This window comes from Candidatus Brevundimonas colombiensis (genome assembly GCA_029202665.1).
Lineage (GTDB): Bacteria > Pseudomonadota > Alphaproteobacteria > Caulobacterales > Caulobacteraceae > Brevundimonas > Brevundimonas colombiensis.
Genome location: CP119326.1, coordinates 2,124,236 through 2,139,178, shown reverse-complemented (window position 1 = coordinate 2,139,178; position 14,943 = coordinate 2,124,236). Strand labels below are relative to the sequence as shown.

Annotated in this window: 16 protein-coding genes; 8 read left to right on the top strand and 8 right to left on the bottom strand. The window is 65.6% G+C overall.

Annotated elements, in window-relative coordinates:
* Positions 1–531 (top strand): rhodanese-like domain-containing protein, encoded by a 531-nt coding sequence (locus P0Y50_10325; GenBank protein ID WEK38944.1) that lies wholly within the window; start codon positions 1–3, stop codon positions 529–531.
* Between the two features lie 73 nt (positions 532–604).
* Here the strand turns inward: P0Y50_10325 and metG are convergent, their stop codons facing one another.
* Positions 605–2,308 carry a methionine--tRNA ligase gene (gene metG, locus P0Y50_10320; protein ID WEK38943.1) on the bottom strand — a complete coding sequence of 568 codons (1,704 nt, stop codon included), beginning with the start codon at positions 2,306–2,308 and terminating at the stop codon, positions 605–607.
* Positions 2,309–2,489: 181 nt separating this feature from the next.
* Between metG and P0Y50_10315 the strand changes: the two genes are divergently transcribed.
* Positions 2,490–2,810 carry a putative quinol monooxygenase gene (locus P0Y50_10315; protein ID WEK38942.1) on the top strand — a complete coding sequence of 107 codons (321 nt, stop codon included), beginning with the start codon at positions 2,490–2,492 and terminating at the stop codon, positions 2,808–2,810.
* A 78-nt stretch (positions 2,811–2,888) separates the two neighbouring features.
* Here the strand turns inward: P0Y50_10315 and P0Y50_10310 are convergent, their stop codons facing one another.
* Both P0Y50_10310 and P0Y50_10305 read right to left on the bottom strand, forming a co-directional pair.
* The gene (locus P0Y50_10310; protein ID WEK38941.1) at positions 2,889–4,241 is read right to left on the bottom strand and encodes an MATE family efflux transporter; all 1,353 of its coding nucleotides are present in this window, start codon (positions 4,239–4,241) and stop codon (positions 2,889–2,891) included.
* Between the two features lie 73 nt (positions 4,242–4,314).
* A complete protein-coding gene (locus P0Y50_10305; GenBank protein WEK38940.1) occupies positions 4,315–4,713 on the bottom strand; it encodes a DUF1489 domain-containing protein in 399 nt (132 codons plus the stop codon).
* A gap of 105 nt (positions 4,714–4,818) precedes the next feature.
* On the opposite strand from P0Y50_10305, the gene P0Y50_10300 reads away from it, so the two are divergent.
* A complete protein-coding gene (locus P0Y50_10300) occupies positions 4,819–5,109 on the top strand; it encodes an antibiotic biosynthesis monooxygenase (protein WEK38939.1) in 291 nt (96 codons plus the stop codon).
* Here P0Y50_10300 and P0Y50_10295 read toward each other — a convergent pair.
* Both P0Y50_10295 and P0Y50_10290 read right to left on the bottom strand, forming a co-directional pair.
* Positions 5,106–5,483, bottom strand: a complete 378-nt coding sequence (locus tag P0Y50_10295; protein ID WEK38938.1) for a hypothetical protein — start codon at positions 5,481–5,483, stop codon at positions 5,106–5,108. The genes P0Y50_10300 and P0Y50_10295 overlap by 4 nt on opposite strands.
* Before the next feature lie 14 nt (positions 5,484–5,497).
* Complete coding sequence (locus P0Y50_10290; protein ID WEK38937.1) at positions 5,498–7,486, bottom strand: acetyl/propionyl/methylcrotonyl-CoA carboxylase subunit alpha; 1,989 nt, start codon at positions 7,484–7,486, stop codon at positions 5,498–5,500.
* Positions 7,487–7,725: 239 nt separating this feature from the next.
* Here P0Y50_10290 and P0Y50_10285 point away from each other — a divergent pair, with 239 nt between their 5' ends.
* A complete protein-coding gene (locus P0Y50_10285) occupies positions 7,726–8,337 on the top strand; it encodes a TIGR02466 family protein (protein ID WEK38936.1) in 612 nt (203 codons plus the stop codon).
* Between the two features lie 62 nt (positions 8,338–8,399).
* On the opposite strand, the gene P0Y50_10280 is transcribed toward P0Y50_10285, so the two are convergent.
* From P0Y50_10280 to P0Y50_10270, 3 genes are read right to left on the bottom strand one after another with little or no spacing between them, the layout of a single operon-like run.
* Positions 8,400–9,299 carry an enoyl-CoA hydratase-related protein gene (locus tag P0Y50_10280; protein ID WEK38935.1) on the bottom strand — a complete coding sequence of 300 codons (900 nt, stop codon included), beginning with the start codon at positions 9,297–9,299 and terminating at the stop codon, positions 8,400–8,402.
* Positions 9,296–9,877: a hypothetical protein gene (locus P0Y50_10275; GenBank protein ID WEK38934.1), complete on the bottom strand. Its 582-nt coding sequence runs from the start codon at positions 9,875–9,877 to the stop codon at positions 9,296–9,298. The genes P0Y50_10280 and P0Y50_10275 overlap by 4 nt, the downstream gene beginning before the upstream one ends.
* Before the next feature lie 8 nt (positions 9,878–9,885).
* Entirely contained in the window at positions 9,886–11,478 is a 1,593-nt protein-coding gene (locus P0Y50_10270) for a carboxyl transferase domain-containing protein (protein WEK38933.1), read from the bottom strand.
* 338 nt (positions 11,479–11,816) lie between these two features.
* Between P0Y50_10270 and mgtE the strand changes: the two genes are divergently transcribed.
* From mgtE to rplI, 4 genes are all read left to right on the top strand, one after another.
* Entirely contained in the window at positions 11,817–13,184 is a 1,368-nt protein-coding gene (gene mgtE / locus P0Y50_10265; protein WEK38932.1) for a magnesium transporter, read from the top strand.
* Positions 13,185–13,413: 229 nt separating this feature from the next.
* Entirely contained in the window at positions 13,414–13,803 is a 390-nt protein-coding gene (gene rpsF, locus P0Y50_10260; GenBank protein ID WEK41562.1) for a 30S ribosomal protein S6, read from the top strand.
* A gap of 12 nt (positions 13,804–13,815) precedes the next feature.
* Complete coding sequence (gene rpsR, locus P0Y50_10255; protein WEK38931.1) at positions 13,816–14,094, top strand: 30S ribosomal protein S18; 279 nt, start codon at positions 13,816–13,818, stop codon at positions 14,092–14,094.
* Position 14,095: 1 nt separating this feature from the next.
* Positions 14,096–14,680: a 50S ribosomal protein L9 gene (gene rplI, locus P0Y50_10250; GenBank protein WEK38930.1), complete on the top strand. Its 585-nt coding sequence runs from the start codon at positions 14,096–14,098 to the stop codon at positions 14,678–14,680.
* Positions 14,681–14,943: the final 263 nt, after the last annotated feature.

Sequence of the window (14,943 nt, the reverse complement as noted above, 5' to 3'; positions counted from 1 at the left end):
ATGGTCGAAGCTGTTTCTCCACGACAGGCGATGGATTGGCTGGCGTCCGGTCAGGCCGTGCTGATCGACGTGCGTGAACCGGGCGAGTTTTCCGCCGCCCACATCCCCTACGCCCTGTCCGCGCCCCTGGCCCGGACGACCGAGATCCTACGCGGCATGGACCTGCCCGCCGACCGCAAGATCATTTTCCAGTGCCAGAAGGGCGCGCGCGGCGGTCAGGCCTGCGCCGCCGTCGGCGCCGTCGCGCCCGGCGGCCAGCCCGTCTTCAACCTGCAAGGCGGCATAGAGGCCTGGCGGGCCGCCGGCCTGCCGTTGGCCGCCGCCGAGGCGACGCCGCCCCTGTCGATCTTCCGTCAGGTGCAGATCGCCGTGGGCCTGCTGGTGGTGCTCAGCGTGCTGGCGGGCTTCGCCATCGGTCCGGCGGGCTTCGTCGTCGCGGGCCTGTTCGGCGCCGCCCTGGCCACGGCGGGGATCACCGGCTGGTGCGGCCTGGCCATCCTGTTGAACCGCGCACCCTGGAACCGGGCCTAGACGCCCCGCAGCCACCCCGTGACGGAAATCCGGTCCGCCCCCGCCGACAGGGCCACGCCGCCCGCCCGCCCGATCAGGCGTCCGCGCCGCCGAAACGTTCGGACCATTCCGTCACCTGGGCGTCCTCGATCTTGGCGAACAGCACGCCCTGGGCCTCGACCTTGCCGCCGATCGGCAGGACGTTCAGCAAATCCTCGTCGGCGCCCGGCCAGCTCAGGTCGTCCGCCCCCACCGAGGCCGCGATCCGGGGCGCGGTGAACGGCAGGATCGGCGCGGCCAGACGCGCGAACAGGGCCACCAGATTCAGCCCCGTCCGCACCCCGACCGCCGCCTGGTCGCGATCGGTCTTCAGCGCCGTCCAGGGCGCGGCGACCTGCAGATATTCATTGCCCAGCACCCAGGCCGCGCGGATGGCGACGGCGGCCTTTCTGAACTCCATCGCCTCGAACTGTTCGGTCGCCTCCGCCACGGCCGCCTTGATGTCGGCTTCCAGCTTGGCCTCGACCGGCCCGGCCTGACCGCCGTCCGGCACGACGCCGTCGAACTTGGATTCGGCGAATTTGACGATGCGGTTGACGAAATTGCCCAGCACATCGGCCAGGTCCTTGTTCGTCGAGGCCTGGAAATCCTCCCAGGTGAAGGCCGAATCCGCGTGCTCAGGCCCATAAGCCGTCAGCCGCCAGCGCCAGTAGTCCGCCGGCAACAGGTCCAGCGCCTGATCCATGAAGACGCCGCGCTTCTGGCTGGTGGAGAATTTTCCGCCATACCAGTTCAGCCAGTTGAAGGCCTTCAGCTGGTCCACCGTCTTCCACGGTTCGCCCGAGCCGATGATGGTCGCCGGGAAGCTGACGGTGTGGAAGGCGACATTGTCCTTGCCCATGAACTGGACATAGCGGACGTCATCCGCTCCCTCGTCCAGACGCCACCAGTCGCGCCAGCTGTTGCCGGTCGCCTCGGCCCATTCCTCGGTCGCGCCGATATATTCGATCGGGGCGTCGAACCAGACATAGAAGACCTTGTCCTCCATGCCCGGGCGCGGGAATCCGTCCTTGGTCACCGGCACGCCCCAGGCCAGGTCGCGGGTGATGCCCCGGTCGATCAGCCCCTCGTCCAGATGCTTGTAGGCGATGGATTTGGCCAGCGTCTGCCAGCCGCTCTTGCCGTCGACCCAGGCGCGGATTTCCGGCTCGATCTTCGTCTGAAGCAAATAGAGATGGCGCGTGTCGCGCACCTCCAGGTTCCGCGAACCCGACACCGACGAATAGGGATCGATCAGGTCGGTCGGGTCCAGCAGCCGCCCGCAGTTGTCGCACTGGTCGCCCCGCGCGCCGACATGGCCGCAGTGCGGGCAGGTCCCCTCGACATAGCGGTCGGGCAGGAACCGCGCGTCGTCGATGGAATAGATCATCCGATCAACCCGCTCCTCGATCAGACCGTTCTTCTCCAGAGCTTCCGCGAAATGCTGGGTCAGACGATGGTTCTGCGGGTTCGACGACCGACCGAACCAGTCGAAGCTCAGGCCGAACGCCTGACCAGCCTTCTTCTGGACCTCGTGCTGATCGTCGCAATAGGTGCGCACGTCCTGACCGGCGGCGGCGGCGGCCAGCTCGGCCGGGGTGCCATGCTCGTCGGTGGCGCAGATATAGAGCACCTCATGCCCCTGCGCACGCTTGAACCGCGCCCAGACGTCGGCCGGCAGCATCGAGCCCGCCAGATTCCCCAGGTGCTTGATGCCGTTGATATAGGGCAGCGCCGAGGTGATGAGGATGCGGGCCATGATCGTCCAGTCGTTCGGGGAAGCCGTCGGATATAAAGCGACGGAACCGAAACGTCACCTTTGACTTGCCGAAGGGATGGCCCAGATGCCTCCGTCACATCGCAGCGCGACAGATGGGACCGGGAGTGTCGTCTTCTTGGCGCCTGATCCTTAGCCGCTTTCGACCCGTTGCGGAAATTCGATGGTGCTCTACGCTCGGGATATGCTGCTGATCATAGGAACCATTCGACTGCCCTCATCTAATTTGGATGCGGCCCGGCCCATCATGAAACGCATGGTTGAATCCAGTCGCGCCGAGGAAGGGTGTGTTGAATATGGCTATGCCGAAGACCTTTTCGAACCCGGCCTCATTCACGTTAAAGAACGCTGGACCGAACAGACGGCACTGGATCGCCATTTTGCCTCTACTCACATCTCTGAGTGGCGCGCAGCTTGGCAGAAACTTGAAATCAGTGATCGGAACCTGCTCGTTTATGACGTCGGCGAGCCCCGCCAAACATAGACCCAGATTCTGCTCCCCGCCCGTCCCTGTCATTCCGCCAGACCGCTCAATCCCACTCCGCAAGAGCAGGGCGCCCCTTCAACCCGCCGCCTTCACTATCGGCCGTCGCGCCACGCGCAGGAACCGCCCCGTCAGCAGCACGCCTGAAATGATGCTGGCGACGATCACCGACCAAACCAGGCCGTCGACGCCCATGCGGTGCGCCAGCCACCAGCCCAGCGGGATCATGATGATGCCATAGGACAACAGGTGCATCAGGGTGGGCCAGACCACGTCGCCTGCCGCGCGGTTGGCCTGGGCGGCGACCACCTGCTGGGCGTCGGCGACAAAGAACAGGGTCGCCAGGACCAGGGCCGGGGCCGCGATGGCCAGGATGGCGGGGTCGGTCGTATAGGCGCTGACCACCGGCCGCGCGGCCAGCCACAGGCCGATGGCGATGATGAAGGCCAGCACCGTGACCACGGCGATGCCCAGCAGGCCGCCGCGCATCACCCCCGCCTTGTCGCCTGCGCCATAGGCCCGCCCCACCAGCACCGCCGTCGCGGACGACAGGCCCATGGGCACCATGAAGACGATGGCGGACACATTGATGACCACCGCCCAGCTGGCGGTCTCGGCCGCGCCCAGCTGTCCGGCGAACAGGGTCATGGCCGCAAAGGCGCCGACCTCGATGAAATTCGACGATCCGGCCCCGATGCCGACGCGGATCTGTTCGACCTCGACCGAGCGGTCGCGTTTTGGCTTGGCGAACAGACCCCATCCCTTCGCCTCGGGCAGGCGCAGGATGAAGACGACCAGAAACACCGCCAGCGCCGTGCGCGCGCCGAACGTCGCCCAGGCCGAAGCCATGGCGCCATGCACGCCCAGCCCCAGCATGTCGGGCACCAGCACGATGTTCAGCGCCAGATTGACCGCATTGGCCACCCACATGGCGACCATGCCCGCCTTGGGCCTGTGCAGACCCTCAAGGAAGAACTGGGCCGCCACCGAAATCAGATAGGCCGGCATCGACAGGGCGAAGACCATCAGCACAGGCGAGGCGCCCTCGCCCAGCCCGTCCTCCAGCCCCATGTGCATCAGGCCGAACGGCCCCAGCAGCATCAGGGCGATCATCGAGACGACGCCGATCTGCAACGCATAGACCATGCCCCGGCGCAGGACGGTGCCGACCTCGTCGCCGCGCCCCTCGCCCCTCAGGCGGGCGGTCATGACCTGCACCCCCATCATCAGCCCGACCGCCGTGGTCAGCACCACCGAAGACGGCGCCCAGGCCAGGGAGTGGAAGGCCAGTTCGCGGCTGGCGTAGTGCCCCACCACGATGGCGTCGGTCAGGCCCATGGTCATGATGCCCAGACGCGCCAGCACCACCGGCCAGGCCAGGGTGGTCAGTTCTTTCAGGGTGGAACGGGTGGGGGCGCTGAGACGGATCATGGGAGGCGGCACAGGCCATGCGCGACCGCCGGGGTCAACACCCAATCGGATTGTGGTCTTTGCCTGTCGGCGGCTACCAGGCGCCCAGTTCGCGCAGTTGCCGCACCAGTTCGTCCGGCGCCTCGCCCGCCTCCAGGGTATCGATGTCGGCGGGGACGTCCTTGGGCTCGAAATAGCGCCAGCCCTGGAACGGCCTGCGCGCCATCGGGGCCGTGCGGATCACCCTGGGCTCCAGCGTGATCTCGCACCTGCTCTCCTTGCCCTCGCCCAGGGTCGTGATGTCCAGGATCGGCTGGCGACAGGCGATAGTCCCCTTGATCACCCAGTACAGCGACCCACCGTCCTCGATCTCGGCCGCGCGCTTGGGCGTCATGCGGGTGTGAACCACCAGCGGCTGTCCGCTGGCGGCGCGGGTCTCCAGCCATTCGACATCGGACACTCCGACGCAAAGCTTGATCATGTGAAGCGGCATGACGCCCACCTAATGGCCCCCGGTCGTATTGGCCAGATTCTTAATCTCCCGACGGCTACGCTTGACGGCGCGCCCTATTCTTCCTCGGCGCGGCGCGAGACCCGTATGTATGGATTGATTACCCGCCTGACGGCCTATTCCGGTCGCCGCGATGAACTGAGCCTGTGCCTGCTGGGCCCCCACCTCAGACGCCCGGGCTGCCACAGCTATGTGTTGGCCCACGATCTGAACGACGCCGACGCCCTGTGGATCACCGAAGTCTGGATGGACAAGGCCACGCACGACGCCTGGTCCGCCGATATCCACGAAACCGGCATCCTGCGTCCGGCCCTGGCCCTGATCGCCACCTTCGGCGACACCATCTTCACCCGGCCGCTGGGGGGCGTGGGCCTTTAGTCCGACGAGGCGGCGATGGCCGCCAGGGTGTCGGCCATCGTGAGCTGCAAGAAGATCGCCGCTGGGGCCAGCCCCTCGGCCATACAACGCGCGCCATGGTCTTCGAACATTTTCGTGCGCGCCGTCTGGTCGAGACCCGCCCTATAGGCGACGAGCACCTTGTTCCAGGGCTCGACCTGGGCGCGCCCGGCGAGCTTGCCCATGAAATAGGACAGGGTGGAAAGGATGGACAGGTTCTTCGCCTCGTCTTCGCCGATCCCCTCCATCAGCGTCACGATGCATTGCATGTCCGCAAGGTCGTCCGGCGCGACGCGAGCAGTCCGTACTTCCGGCTCGCCCATCAGACCGGCCGTCATGGCCAGCGCGGCCAGCACTTCAAACCCCACGATCAAGCCTCGCTCCTGATACGCGCCAGTTCCAGGCCGTCCGCGACCTGATCGCCCAGTGCGGCCACGCTCTCGACCACGCCGTCGAACGGCGCCGTCAGGGCGTGCTCCATCTTCATGGCCTCCAGCACGACGACCGGCTGGCCCTTGGTGACGACATCGCCCGCCTTGACCGGCGTGGCGACGATCTTGCCCGGCATGGGCGCGCGAAGGGAACCATCGGAGGCGGCGCCCGCGCTTACACCGCCATAGGAAGGCGGCGCGACCAGGATTGCGTTTCCACCGTCAAACAGGACCAGATCGTCACCGATCCTTGCCTGGCCGAATAGTCGTTCGCCGACGAAGACAGAGCCGTGTCCGTCCAGGCCATAATGGTATTGAGCCGCCCTTCTCTCTCGCGCTCCTTCCACCAGCCAAGTAGAGTCTTGTGACCGCGCAGAAACGGCGTCGCGCATCACCTTGCGCCCGTTGATGGCCAGAACCCACTTTGACGAAGGCGTTGCGTTCAAACGGAACCCCTGTGCGCCTTCGACCGGCTGCCACACGCCCAAGTCATTGGATGGCGCCCGATTTAGGTAGTGATTTTGCGCAAACAGAACTGTCGCGGCCACCTCCCGCTCTTCGGTGTCGATGTCAGCGAGGGCGGCCTCTTCCGCAGCAATGAAACCGGTATCGACGTCGCCTGCTACGAACCGCCTATGCTCTAGACAGCGCACCAGAAAACCGGCGTTGGTCTTGACTGGCCAGATTTCGACCTCAGCGCATGAGTCCGCCAGGCGCGCCGCCGCCGCCTCGCGCGTGTCTTCATGCACGATCAGCTTGGCGATCATCGGGTCATAGAACTGGCTGACCTCGCCGCCCTGCTCCACGCCCGTATCGACGCGGATAGTGTCCGGCATGACGAAATGCTCCAGCCGTCCGATGCTGGGCAGGAAACCGTTCGCCGGGTCTTCGGCATACAGCCGCGCCTCCATGGCCCAGCCGTTCAGCCTGATTTCGTCCTGCTTCAGCGGGATCGGCTCGCCCGCCGCCACGCGGAACTGCCATTCGACCAGATCGACGCCGGTGACGCTTTCAGTCACCGGGTGTTCGACCTGCAGCCGGGTGTTCATCTCCATGAACCAGACCCCGTCCGCCTTCAGCCCGTCCGAGGCGTCGGCGATGAACTCGATGGTGCCCGCCCCGACATAGTTCACGGCCCTGGCCGCCTTGATCGCGGCGCCGGTCACGGCGGCGCGCACGGCCTCGCTCATGCCCGGCGCGGGGGCTTCCTCGATCACCTTCTGATGGCGGCGTTGCAGGGAACAGTCGCGCTCATACAGATGGACCACGTTTCCGTGCCGGTCCCCGAACACCTGCACCTCGATATGGCGCGGACGGGTGATGTAGCGTTCGATCAGCACCCGGTCGTCGCCGAAGGCTGCCGCCCCCTCTCGCTTGGCGCTGGCCAGACCGGCGGCGAAGTCGGCGGGATCGTCGACCCGCTTCATCCCCTTGCCGCCGCCGCCCGCGACCGCCTTGATCAGCACCGGATAGCCGATCCGCGCCGCCTCTGCGGTCAGCGTCGCCTCCGACTGGTCCGCGCCCTGATAGCCCGGCGTCACCGGCACCCCGGCCTGGATCATCAGTTCCTTGGCCGCGTCCTTCAGCCCCATGGCCCGGATTGAGGACGGGTCCGGCCCGATCCAGATCAGGCCCGCCGCCGCCACGGCCTCGGCGAAGTCGGCGTTCTCGCTCAGGAAGCCGTATCCAGGGTGGATCGCTTCCGCCCCCGTCGCCTTGGCCGCCGCCAGCACCTTGGCGCCGTCCAGATAGCTCTCGCGCGCCGCCGCCGGGCCGATCAGCACCGCCTCGTCCGCCTCGCGAACATGCAGGGCGTCGGCGTCCGCCTCGGAATAGACGGCGATGGTGCGAATCCCCATCCGCTTGGCGGTTCGGAAGACGCGACAGGCGATTTCGCCGCGATTGGCGACAAGGACAGACTTGAACATGACCTGTTCTTAGCGGGATCGTGTTCGTCAGGCGAGGGCTTCTCCCTCCCCGTTCGGGGAGGGTGGCCGAGCGGAGCGAGGTCGGGTGGGCGCGGCAAGGCGACGTCTCATTGATCTGTCCCGCATCGACCCGGATGCGGCCCTGCAGGGCCGCCCCCACCCGGTCGCTTGCGCGACCACCCTCCCCAAAATGGGGAGGGAGAGTTTCCGTCTCGGCCCCGACCCGCTATGCCCCCGTCATGTCCCTGCGCCCCCTCTTCGTCACCCAGGTCTATGAAGCCTCCCTCGCCGACGGCCGGGGGTGGGCCGACTTCAACACCCAGCTGATCGACGTCGTCCGCATGATGGCCGAGGAGGACGCCGCCGGCCGGCGCTGGTGCCGCGACAACGCCTATCGCGGCTATACCTCCTACGCCTCTCTGAACGACCTGCCGCAGCGGTTCCCCGAGTTCGCGGAGTTGAAGCGCCATCTGGACCGCCACGCCATCGCCTATGCCAAGGCGCTGAACTTCGACCTGGCGAGAAAGCCCCGGCTCGACAATCTGTGGGTCAATATCTTGAAGCCCGGCGGCGGCCATACCGGCCACATCCACCCCCACGCCTTCCTGTCGGGCACCGTCTATATCGACATCCCGGACGGCGCCTCGTCGCTGAAGCTGGAAGACCCCCGCCTGCCCTTCATGATGGCCCGCCCCGGCGTGACGGATGAGGCGACAGAGGCCGAACGCCCGTTCGTCTATCTGCACCCCAGGGCCGGGACCGTCCTGATGTGGGAAAGCTGGCTGCGGCACGAGGTGCCGACCAACCTGGCCAAGGCCGACCGGATTTCAATCAGCTTCAACTACGCCTGAATGCATTCACCCGTCATTCCGGGGTTCGTCCTGCGGACGCCCCGGAATGACAGCGGGGAGGATCACACCGTCCAGCTGGCCTTGCGCTTTTCCAGGAAGGCGGCGACGCCCTCGCGGCCTTCGTCCGACACGCGGGCGCGGGCGATGCGTTTGGCGGTTTCGTCCAGCAGGCCGCTGTCGATCTTGTGGTGGGCGATGTCGTTGACCAGGCGCTTGGCCTCTCCCATCGCGCCGGGCGCATTGCCGGTCAGGCTGTCGCTCAGCATCGACAGGAACTCGTCCACCGACCCTTCGGGCAGCACCAGATCGATCAGACCGGCGTGGGCCGCGTAATCGGCGTCGAAGGCGTTGCCGGTCAGGAACAGCTGGCGCGCGCGCCGTGCGCCGACGGCCTCGATCACATAGGGGGCGATGGTCGCGGGGATTAGGCCCAGCTTGACCTCGGAAAAGGCGAAGCGTGCGCCCTCGACCGCCACGGCCATGTCGCAGGCGGCGACGATCCCGGCCCCGCCGCCCATCGCATTGCCCTCGACCACCGCCACCGTCAGGGCGGGAATGTCGTGCAACGCCTTCAGCATTTTCGCCAGGCCCATGGCGTCGTCGCGGTTGTCGCTCTCGGACCAGCCGGCGGCGTCGCGCATCCAGTTCAGATCGGCCCCGGCGCTGAAGGTGCCGCCCGCCCCGCGCACGACCACCGCCCGCACCCGGTCCGCCCCATGCAGCGTCTCGAACGTCTCATGCAGGGCGGCGATGGTCGCGGCGTCGAAGGCGTTCTTCTTGTGCGGCCGATTGATGGTGACGAAGACGACGCCGTCAGTGGTCGAATCGATCTGCACCAGGTCATCGTTCGCATCGGGCGCGGGATCGGCGACCAGCGGCTGGGCGATGCTGTTGATCTCGGCCGCCTCGGCGTCCGTGACGTCCAGGGCGTTGAGGTCGGCTTCGGTGGGTTTGGCGATCATTCTTCAAAATCCCTCACAGCGCCTTTTTGATTGAGAAGCGCGTGCTTTCCTAGAAACTTAATCAATATCATTTCAATCTTCGAACACGCATCTCTATCCGGAACATGAAGAAAAGCACCCCTAACAACAAGCGGCTCCTTAAACCAGAACCTCGTAGCATGATCCTTTATTCTAAGCCTCACATTGCTGTGGGATTTACCTACGTAAACCGGCCGATCCGTGATGTCGTAGAAGACATAGATGCCAGGTTCCACAGGTATGGTTTCTAAGTCACTAGGGGTAAAATCCGCCCAATCGTAACCCGGAATAGCATTGTTCAGATTTTCACTAGTTTCTTCGATTTTCTTAGGAATTTTAGCCTTAAGTGCGGCAGCTAGGCGCTTCCTAGTTTCATCACGCGGTGATTTAGTATTTCCCTCTACAATATTCCAAATTCCGACATAGGAAATTCCGCTCATTTCCGCGAGTCGAGCAATGGAAACTTCCTGTTCTTCCATTTGAGAGCTTAGCCACTGACCAAAGCCAAGCTCGTCTTCCTTTAATGGGAAAGTAAAATCGTCGCTGTCGTCCGCCATCATTTTTCCATTCACATCCGAAACAAGCCAAAAGTCGTTTCAGCTATCGGCGCGTTCAAACTAGCCGAGATAGCCAGGCCCAGCACGTCGCGGGTCTGGGCCGGGTCGATCACCCCGTCGTCCCACAGGCGGGCGGTAGCGTAATAGGGATTGCCCTCGTCCTCGTATTTCTGGCGGATCGGCGCCTTGAAGGCCTCGGCGTCCTCGGCCGACCAGGTGTCCGCATCGCGGTGGACCGTGGCCAGCACGCTGGCCGCCTGTTCGCCGCCCATCACCCCGATCCGGCTGTTGGGCCAGGTGAACAGGAAGCGCGGCGAATAGGCGCGGCCGCACATGCCATAGTTCCCGGCGCCGAAGCTGCCGCCGATCAGGACGGTGAACTTGGGAACCTCGGCCGACGCGACCGCCGTCACCAGCTTGGCGCCGTCCTTGGCGATGCCGCCCGCCTCGTATTTGCCGCCGACCATGAAGCCCGAGATGTTCTGCAGGAAGACCAGCGGAATCTTGCGCTTGCAGGCCAGTTCGATGAAGTGCGCGCCCTTCTGGGCGCTTTCGGAGAAGATGACGCCGTTGTTGGCCAGGATGGCGACCGGATAGCCCCAGATGCGGGCGAAACCGCACACCAGGGTCGCGCCGTACAGCGTCTTGAACTCATCGAACTCGGACCCGTCCACCAGCCGGGCGATGACCTCGCGCACATCATAGGGCGCGCGCACGTCGTCGGGGATCAGGCCGTACAACTCCTCCGCATCGAAGGCGGGCGCGCGCGGCTCGCGCACGCCCATGTCGACGACCTTGGTGGTGTTCAGATTGGCGACGATCGAACGCACGATCTCCAGCGCATGTTCGTCGTTCTCGGCCACATGATCGACCACGCCCGAGCGTCGGCCGTGGGTTTCGGCGCCGCCCAGTTCCTCGGCCGAGATCACCTCGCCCGTGGCGGCCTTCACCAGCGGCGGACCGGCCAGGAAGATGGCGCCCTGGTTCCTGACGATGATCGTCTCGTCCGACATGGCCGGGACATAGGCCCCGCCGGCGGTGGACAGGCCCATGACGCAGGCGATCTGGGCGATGCCCTTGGCGCTCATCCGGGCCTGGTTGAAGAAGATGCGGCCGAAATGGTCGCGGTCGGGAAACACCTCGGCCTGGTGCGGCAGGTTGGCCCCGCCGGAATCCACCAGATAAACGCACGGCAGGCGGTTCTGCTCGGCGATCTCCTGGGCGCGCAGGTGCTTCTTCACCGTCATCGGGAAATAGGCGCCGCCCTTCACCGTCGGGTCGTTGCACACGATCATGACCTCGCGTCCCGACACCCGCCCCACGCCCGCAATGACGCCCGCGCCCGGCGCTTCGTCGTCATACATGCCGCCCGCCGCGAGTTGCCCGACCTCGAGAAACGGCGAACCGGGGTCCAGCAGCCGTTCGACCCGGTCGCGCGGCAACAGCTTGCCCCGCGCCACATGGCGTTCACGCGACTTGTCCGACCCGCCGCGCGCCGCCTTGGCCACACGGTCGCGCAGCTCGGCGACCAGGGCGCTGTTGTGCGCATGCAGGGATTTGAACTTTTGGCTTTGCGGATCGACCGCTGACGTCAGCTTCGGCATGGGCGCATGGTGTAAGCAGGTCTTGTCCCAGGGGAAAGCCCTACCGCGTTCGCGGCGTGATCGGCCGTATCCCCGCAGCACAAACCCAGACCCCGTCCATATTTTGCGAGACTGGTCTCTATCGCGCATTTTCACGCCGGACAGCCGGCGCCTTGACCTGGCCTCGGGACGGGTTCATCCCGCCTCGGCGTCCGCCTGACGGACGCATCCACAGGACCCAACCCCAATGCCAAGCGACAGTAGTCGATTGTCCTCGCCGTCACGGTTGACGCCGGCCTGATCCTTTGGGGGGTCAGTTCACCCGCGATCAGTCGTCACGGCGGATCGAGAGGTGAAATATGGAAGATTTCCGCACCACGCCGGGCGCGGTCGATCTGGCGTTGTTCGTCGACCTGTTCGACGCGCACGCCGCCGACATCGTAGCCCAGCTTAACGAGCAGGAACCCGACACCGCCGCGGCGGTGTTGGCCTATCTGCCCCTGGAACGCGCCATCGACGTGTTCGACCGGCCCGAGCTTGCGCGCGCCGGCGACCTGCTGCTAGCCCTGCCCGAGACCCGTGCGGGCGACATACTGAAAGGCATGGCCGACGACCGGGCCGCCGATGTTCTGCGCGAACTGGACGGCGAGGATCGTTCCGAACTGCTGCGGCGGGTCGATTTCGACAGCGCCTGGCCGCTGAAGCGCCTGCTGGCCTATCCGGAGGGCGTCGCGGGCAGCCTGATGTCGACCGAGTTCGTCGGCGTGCCGTCCACCTACACGGCGGCCGAGACCCTGTCTCATGTGCGCGAGGTCGAACATACGCGAGAGACGATCTACGCCATCTACGTACAGGACCCGACCACGCGCGCCCTGCTGCGCGTCGTGACTCTGCGCCAGCTCATCACGGCCGAACCGGATCAACCCATCCTGGACCTTGCCCCCGACCGCGCGCCGATCACGGTTCAGGTTGACACCGATCAGGAAGAGGTCGCCCGGCTGATCTCGATCCACGACCTCCTGGCCGTGCCGGTCGTGAATGATAGACGCCAGGTCCTGGGCATCGTGACGGTCGACGACGTCATCGACGCCATCCTGGCCGAGGGCAGCGAAGACGTGCAGAAGTTCGGCGGCGTCGAGGGGGCGGCCGAACCCTATCTGAAAACCAGCTTCCTGGGCATGTATCGCAAGCGCGTGGGCTGGCTGGGCGCCCTGTTCATCGGCGAAATGCTGACGGCCAGCGCCATGCAGCACTATGAGGACGAACTGGCCAAGGCGGTTGTCCTGACTCTGTTCATCCCCCTGATCATGAGTTCCGGCGGCAACTCCGGCTCCCAAGCGACATCGTTGCTGATCCGCGCCCTGGCGCTGGGCCAGATTCGGCTGCGCGACTGGTGGCGGGTGGCGCTGAAGGAACTGCCGATCGGCGTCGCCCTGGGGGTCAGCCTGGGCGTCATCGGCATGATCCGCATCGCCATCTGGCAGAATGTCGGCCTGTTCGACTACGGCCTGCATTGGGGGTTGATCGCACTGACGGTGGGAACGGGTCTGGTCGGCATCGTCACCTTCGGCTCGATCACCGGGTCGATGCTGCCCTTCCTGCTGAAGCGGCTGGGCTTCGACCCCGCCAGCGCCTCGGCGCCCTTCGTGGCCACGCTGGTCGATGTCACTGGCCTGGTGATCTATTTCAGCGTGGCGCTGCTGATCCTGCGCGGCACCCTGTTATAGGTCGGCGAGGAGCGGGGCGGCGCGTCAGAGGTCGAACCGGATGCGTCCGGCCACGGCTTTCTTGCCTCGTCGCCCCTTTTCCCCTATAGGCCCCGCCTTTCCAGGGCTTCGGTCCTGTCGCGGAACACCAAAGGGTTGGACAATCGGTCCGGCCGCCGCGCCAGGAGCCATCGTGGTGATCGACTTACCCGGTCGTTTCCGCGCCGACGCCCACAAGGGAGACTACCGCATGGCTCTATATGAGCACACGGTCATGACGCGCCAGGACATCTCGGCGCAACAGGCCGAAGCGCTGAACGACACCATCAAGGATCTGATCGTCGCCGGTGGCGGCTCGGTCGCCAAGATCGAATACTGGGGTCTGCGCAACCTGACGTACCGCGTGAAGAAGAACCGCAAGGCTCACTATTCGCTGCTGGCCGTCGACGCCCCTCCGGCCGCCATGGCCGAAGTCGAGCGTCAGCTGGGCATCAACGAAGACGTGCTGCGCTGGCTGACCGTCCGCGTCGAGGAACTCGACCTGGAACTGTCGCCGCTGCTGGCCCGCCGCGAGCGTGAACGCGAGCGTGAGCGTGAGCGCACCCCGCGCGAAGACGCCCCCGTCGCCGACGCCGAATAAGGAACCCGGAACATGACCGATACAACCGCCCCGACCCCGGGCGCACCGGCGGGCTCCGGCGCCGCCGGCCGTCGCCCCTTCTATCGCCGCCGCAAGGTTTGCCCGTTCTCGGGCGCCAATGCGCCGAAGATCGACTACAAGGACGTCAAGCTGCTGCAGCGTTACGTCTCCGAACGCGGCAAGATCGTGCCTTCGCGCATCACCGCCGTCTCCCAGAAGAAGCAGCGCGAACTGGCCAAGGCCATCAAGCGCGCCCGCTATCTGGCCCTCCTGCCGTACGTGGTGAAGTAAGATGAAGGTCGTTCTGCTGGAACGCGTCGAGAATCTCGGCGCCATCGGCGACGTCGTGTCCGTCAAGGACGGCTTCGCCCGCAACTTCCTTCTGCCGCGCGACAAGGCCCGCCGGGCCACCGCCGCCAACCTGAAGGCGTTCGAACTCGACCGCGCCGCCATCGAGCAGCGCAACGACAAGAACAAGGCCGACGCTCAGAAGGTCGCCGACAAGATCGACGGCCAGACCTACATCATGATCCGTCAGGCCGGTGAGACCGGACACCTGTACGGTTCGGTCGCCGGTCGCGACGTCGCCGAGGCCATCCAGGCCGAAGGCGGCAAGGTCGAGCGCTCGCAGGTCGTCCTGAACACGGCGATCAAGAGCCTGGGCGTCCACGAAGTGCCGGTTCGCCTGCACGCCGAGGTCCGCGCCACGGTCAAGATCAACATCGCCCGCTCGATGGACGAGGCCGAGCGCCAGGCCAAGGGCGAAGACGTGATCCGCAGCCAGTTCGACGATGAGCGCCAGGCCGCCGAGCAATCGGCCCAGGAGCTGATCGAAGGCGGCGCCGGTCAACAGGAAGGCTTCGGCGACGAAGCCTGATCCCTGCCCGGCCTTCGGGCCGGATCGGTGATGACATCAGGGGCGCGTTCCGCAAGGGACGCGCCCTTTTTGCCGTGGCGGCTCAGGCCGGCCAAGCGCCGACCAAGCATGACAAGTTTACAACACACTGTCCCACAAGCACGGGACCCGCGCGTTTCGCGCAAGAAGCAACCTTGACGCACCCCCTTGGCGAACGACAACCTCGCCAAGGACGGGAAAATTCGGCCGGAACAGCACGTTTTTCGCCTTAACCCCGTTCGTCC

Excerpts from the sequence above, each read along its gene's own strand:
- P0Y50_10325 (WEK38944.1), top strand. The coding sequence starts at position 1 with ATGGTCGAAGCTGTTTCTCCACGACAGGCGATGGATTGGCTGGCGTCC.
- metG (WEK38943.1), bottom strand. The coding sequence starts at position 2,308 with ATGGCCCGCATCCTCATCACCTCGGCGCTGCCCTATATCAACGGCATC.
- P0Y50_10315 (WEK38942.1), top strand. The coding sequence starts at position 2,490 with ATGGTGCTCTACGCTCGGGATATGCTGCTGATCATAGGAACCATTCGA.
- P0Y50_10310 (WEK38941.1), bottom strand. The coding sequence starts at position 4,241 with ATGATCCGTCTCAGCGCCCCCACCCGTTCCACCCTGAAAGAACTGACC.
- P0Y50_10305 (WEK38940.1), bottom strand. The coding sequence starts at position 4,713 with ATGCCGCTTCACATGATCAAGCTTTGCGTCGGAGTGTCCGATGTCGAA.
- P0Y50_10300 (WEK38939.1), top strand. The coding sequence starts at position 4,819 with ATGTATGGATTGATTACCCGCCTGACGGCCTATTCCGGTCGCCGCGAT.
- P0Y50_10290 (WEK38937.1), bottom strand. The coding sequence starts at position 7,486 with ATGTTCAAGTCTGTCCTTGTCGCCAATCGCGGCGAAATCGCCTGTCGC.
- P0Y50_10285 (WEK38936.1), top strand. The coding sequence starts at position 7,726 with ATGTCCCTGCGCCCCCTCTTCGTCACCCAGGTCTATGAAGCCTCCCTC.
- P0Y50_10280 (WEK38935.1), bottom strand. The coding sequence starts at position 9,299 with ATGATCGCCAAACCCACCGAAGCCGACCTCAACGCCCTGGACGTCACG.
- P0Y50_10275 (WEK38934.1), bottom strand. The coding sequence starts at position 9,877 with ATGATGGCGGACGACAGCGACGATTTTACTTTCCCATTAAAGGAAGAC.
- P0Y50_10270 (WEK38933.1), bottom strand. The coding sequence starts at position 11,478 with ATGCCGAAGCTGACGTCAGCGGTCGATCCGCAAAGCCAAAAGTTCAAA.
- mgtE (WEK38932.1), top strand. The coding sequence starts at position 11,817 with ATGGAAGATTTCCGCACCACGCCGGGCGCGGTCGATCTGGCGTTGTTC.
- rpsF (WEK41562.1), top strand. The coding sequence starts at position 13,414 with ATGGCTCTATATGAGCACACGGTCATGACGCGCCAGGACATCTCGGCG.
- rpsR (WEK38931.1), top strand. The coding sequence starts at position 13,816 with ATGACCGATACAACCGCCCCGACCCCGGGCGCACCGGCGGGCTCCGGC.
- rplI (WEK38930.1), top strand. The coding sequence starts at position 14,096 with ATGAAGGTCGTTCTGCTGGAACGCGTCGAGAATCTCGGCGCCATCGGC.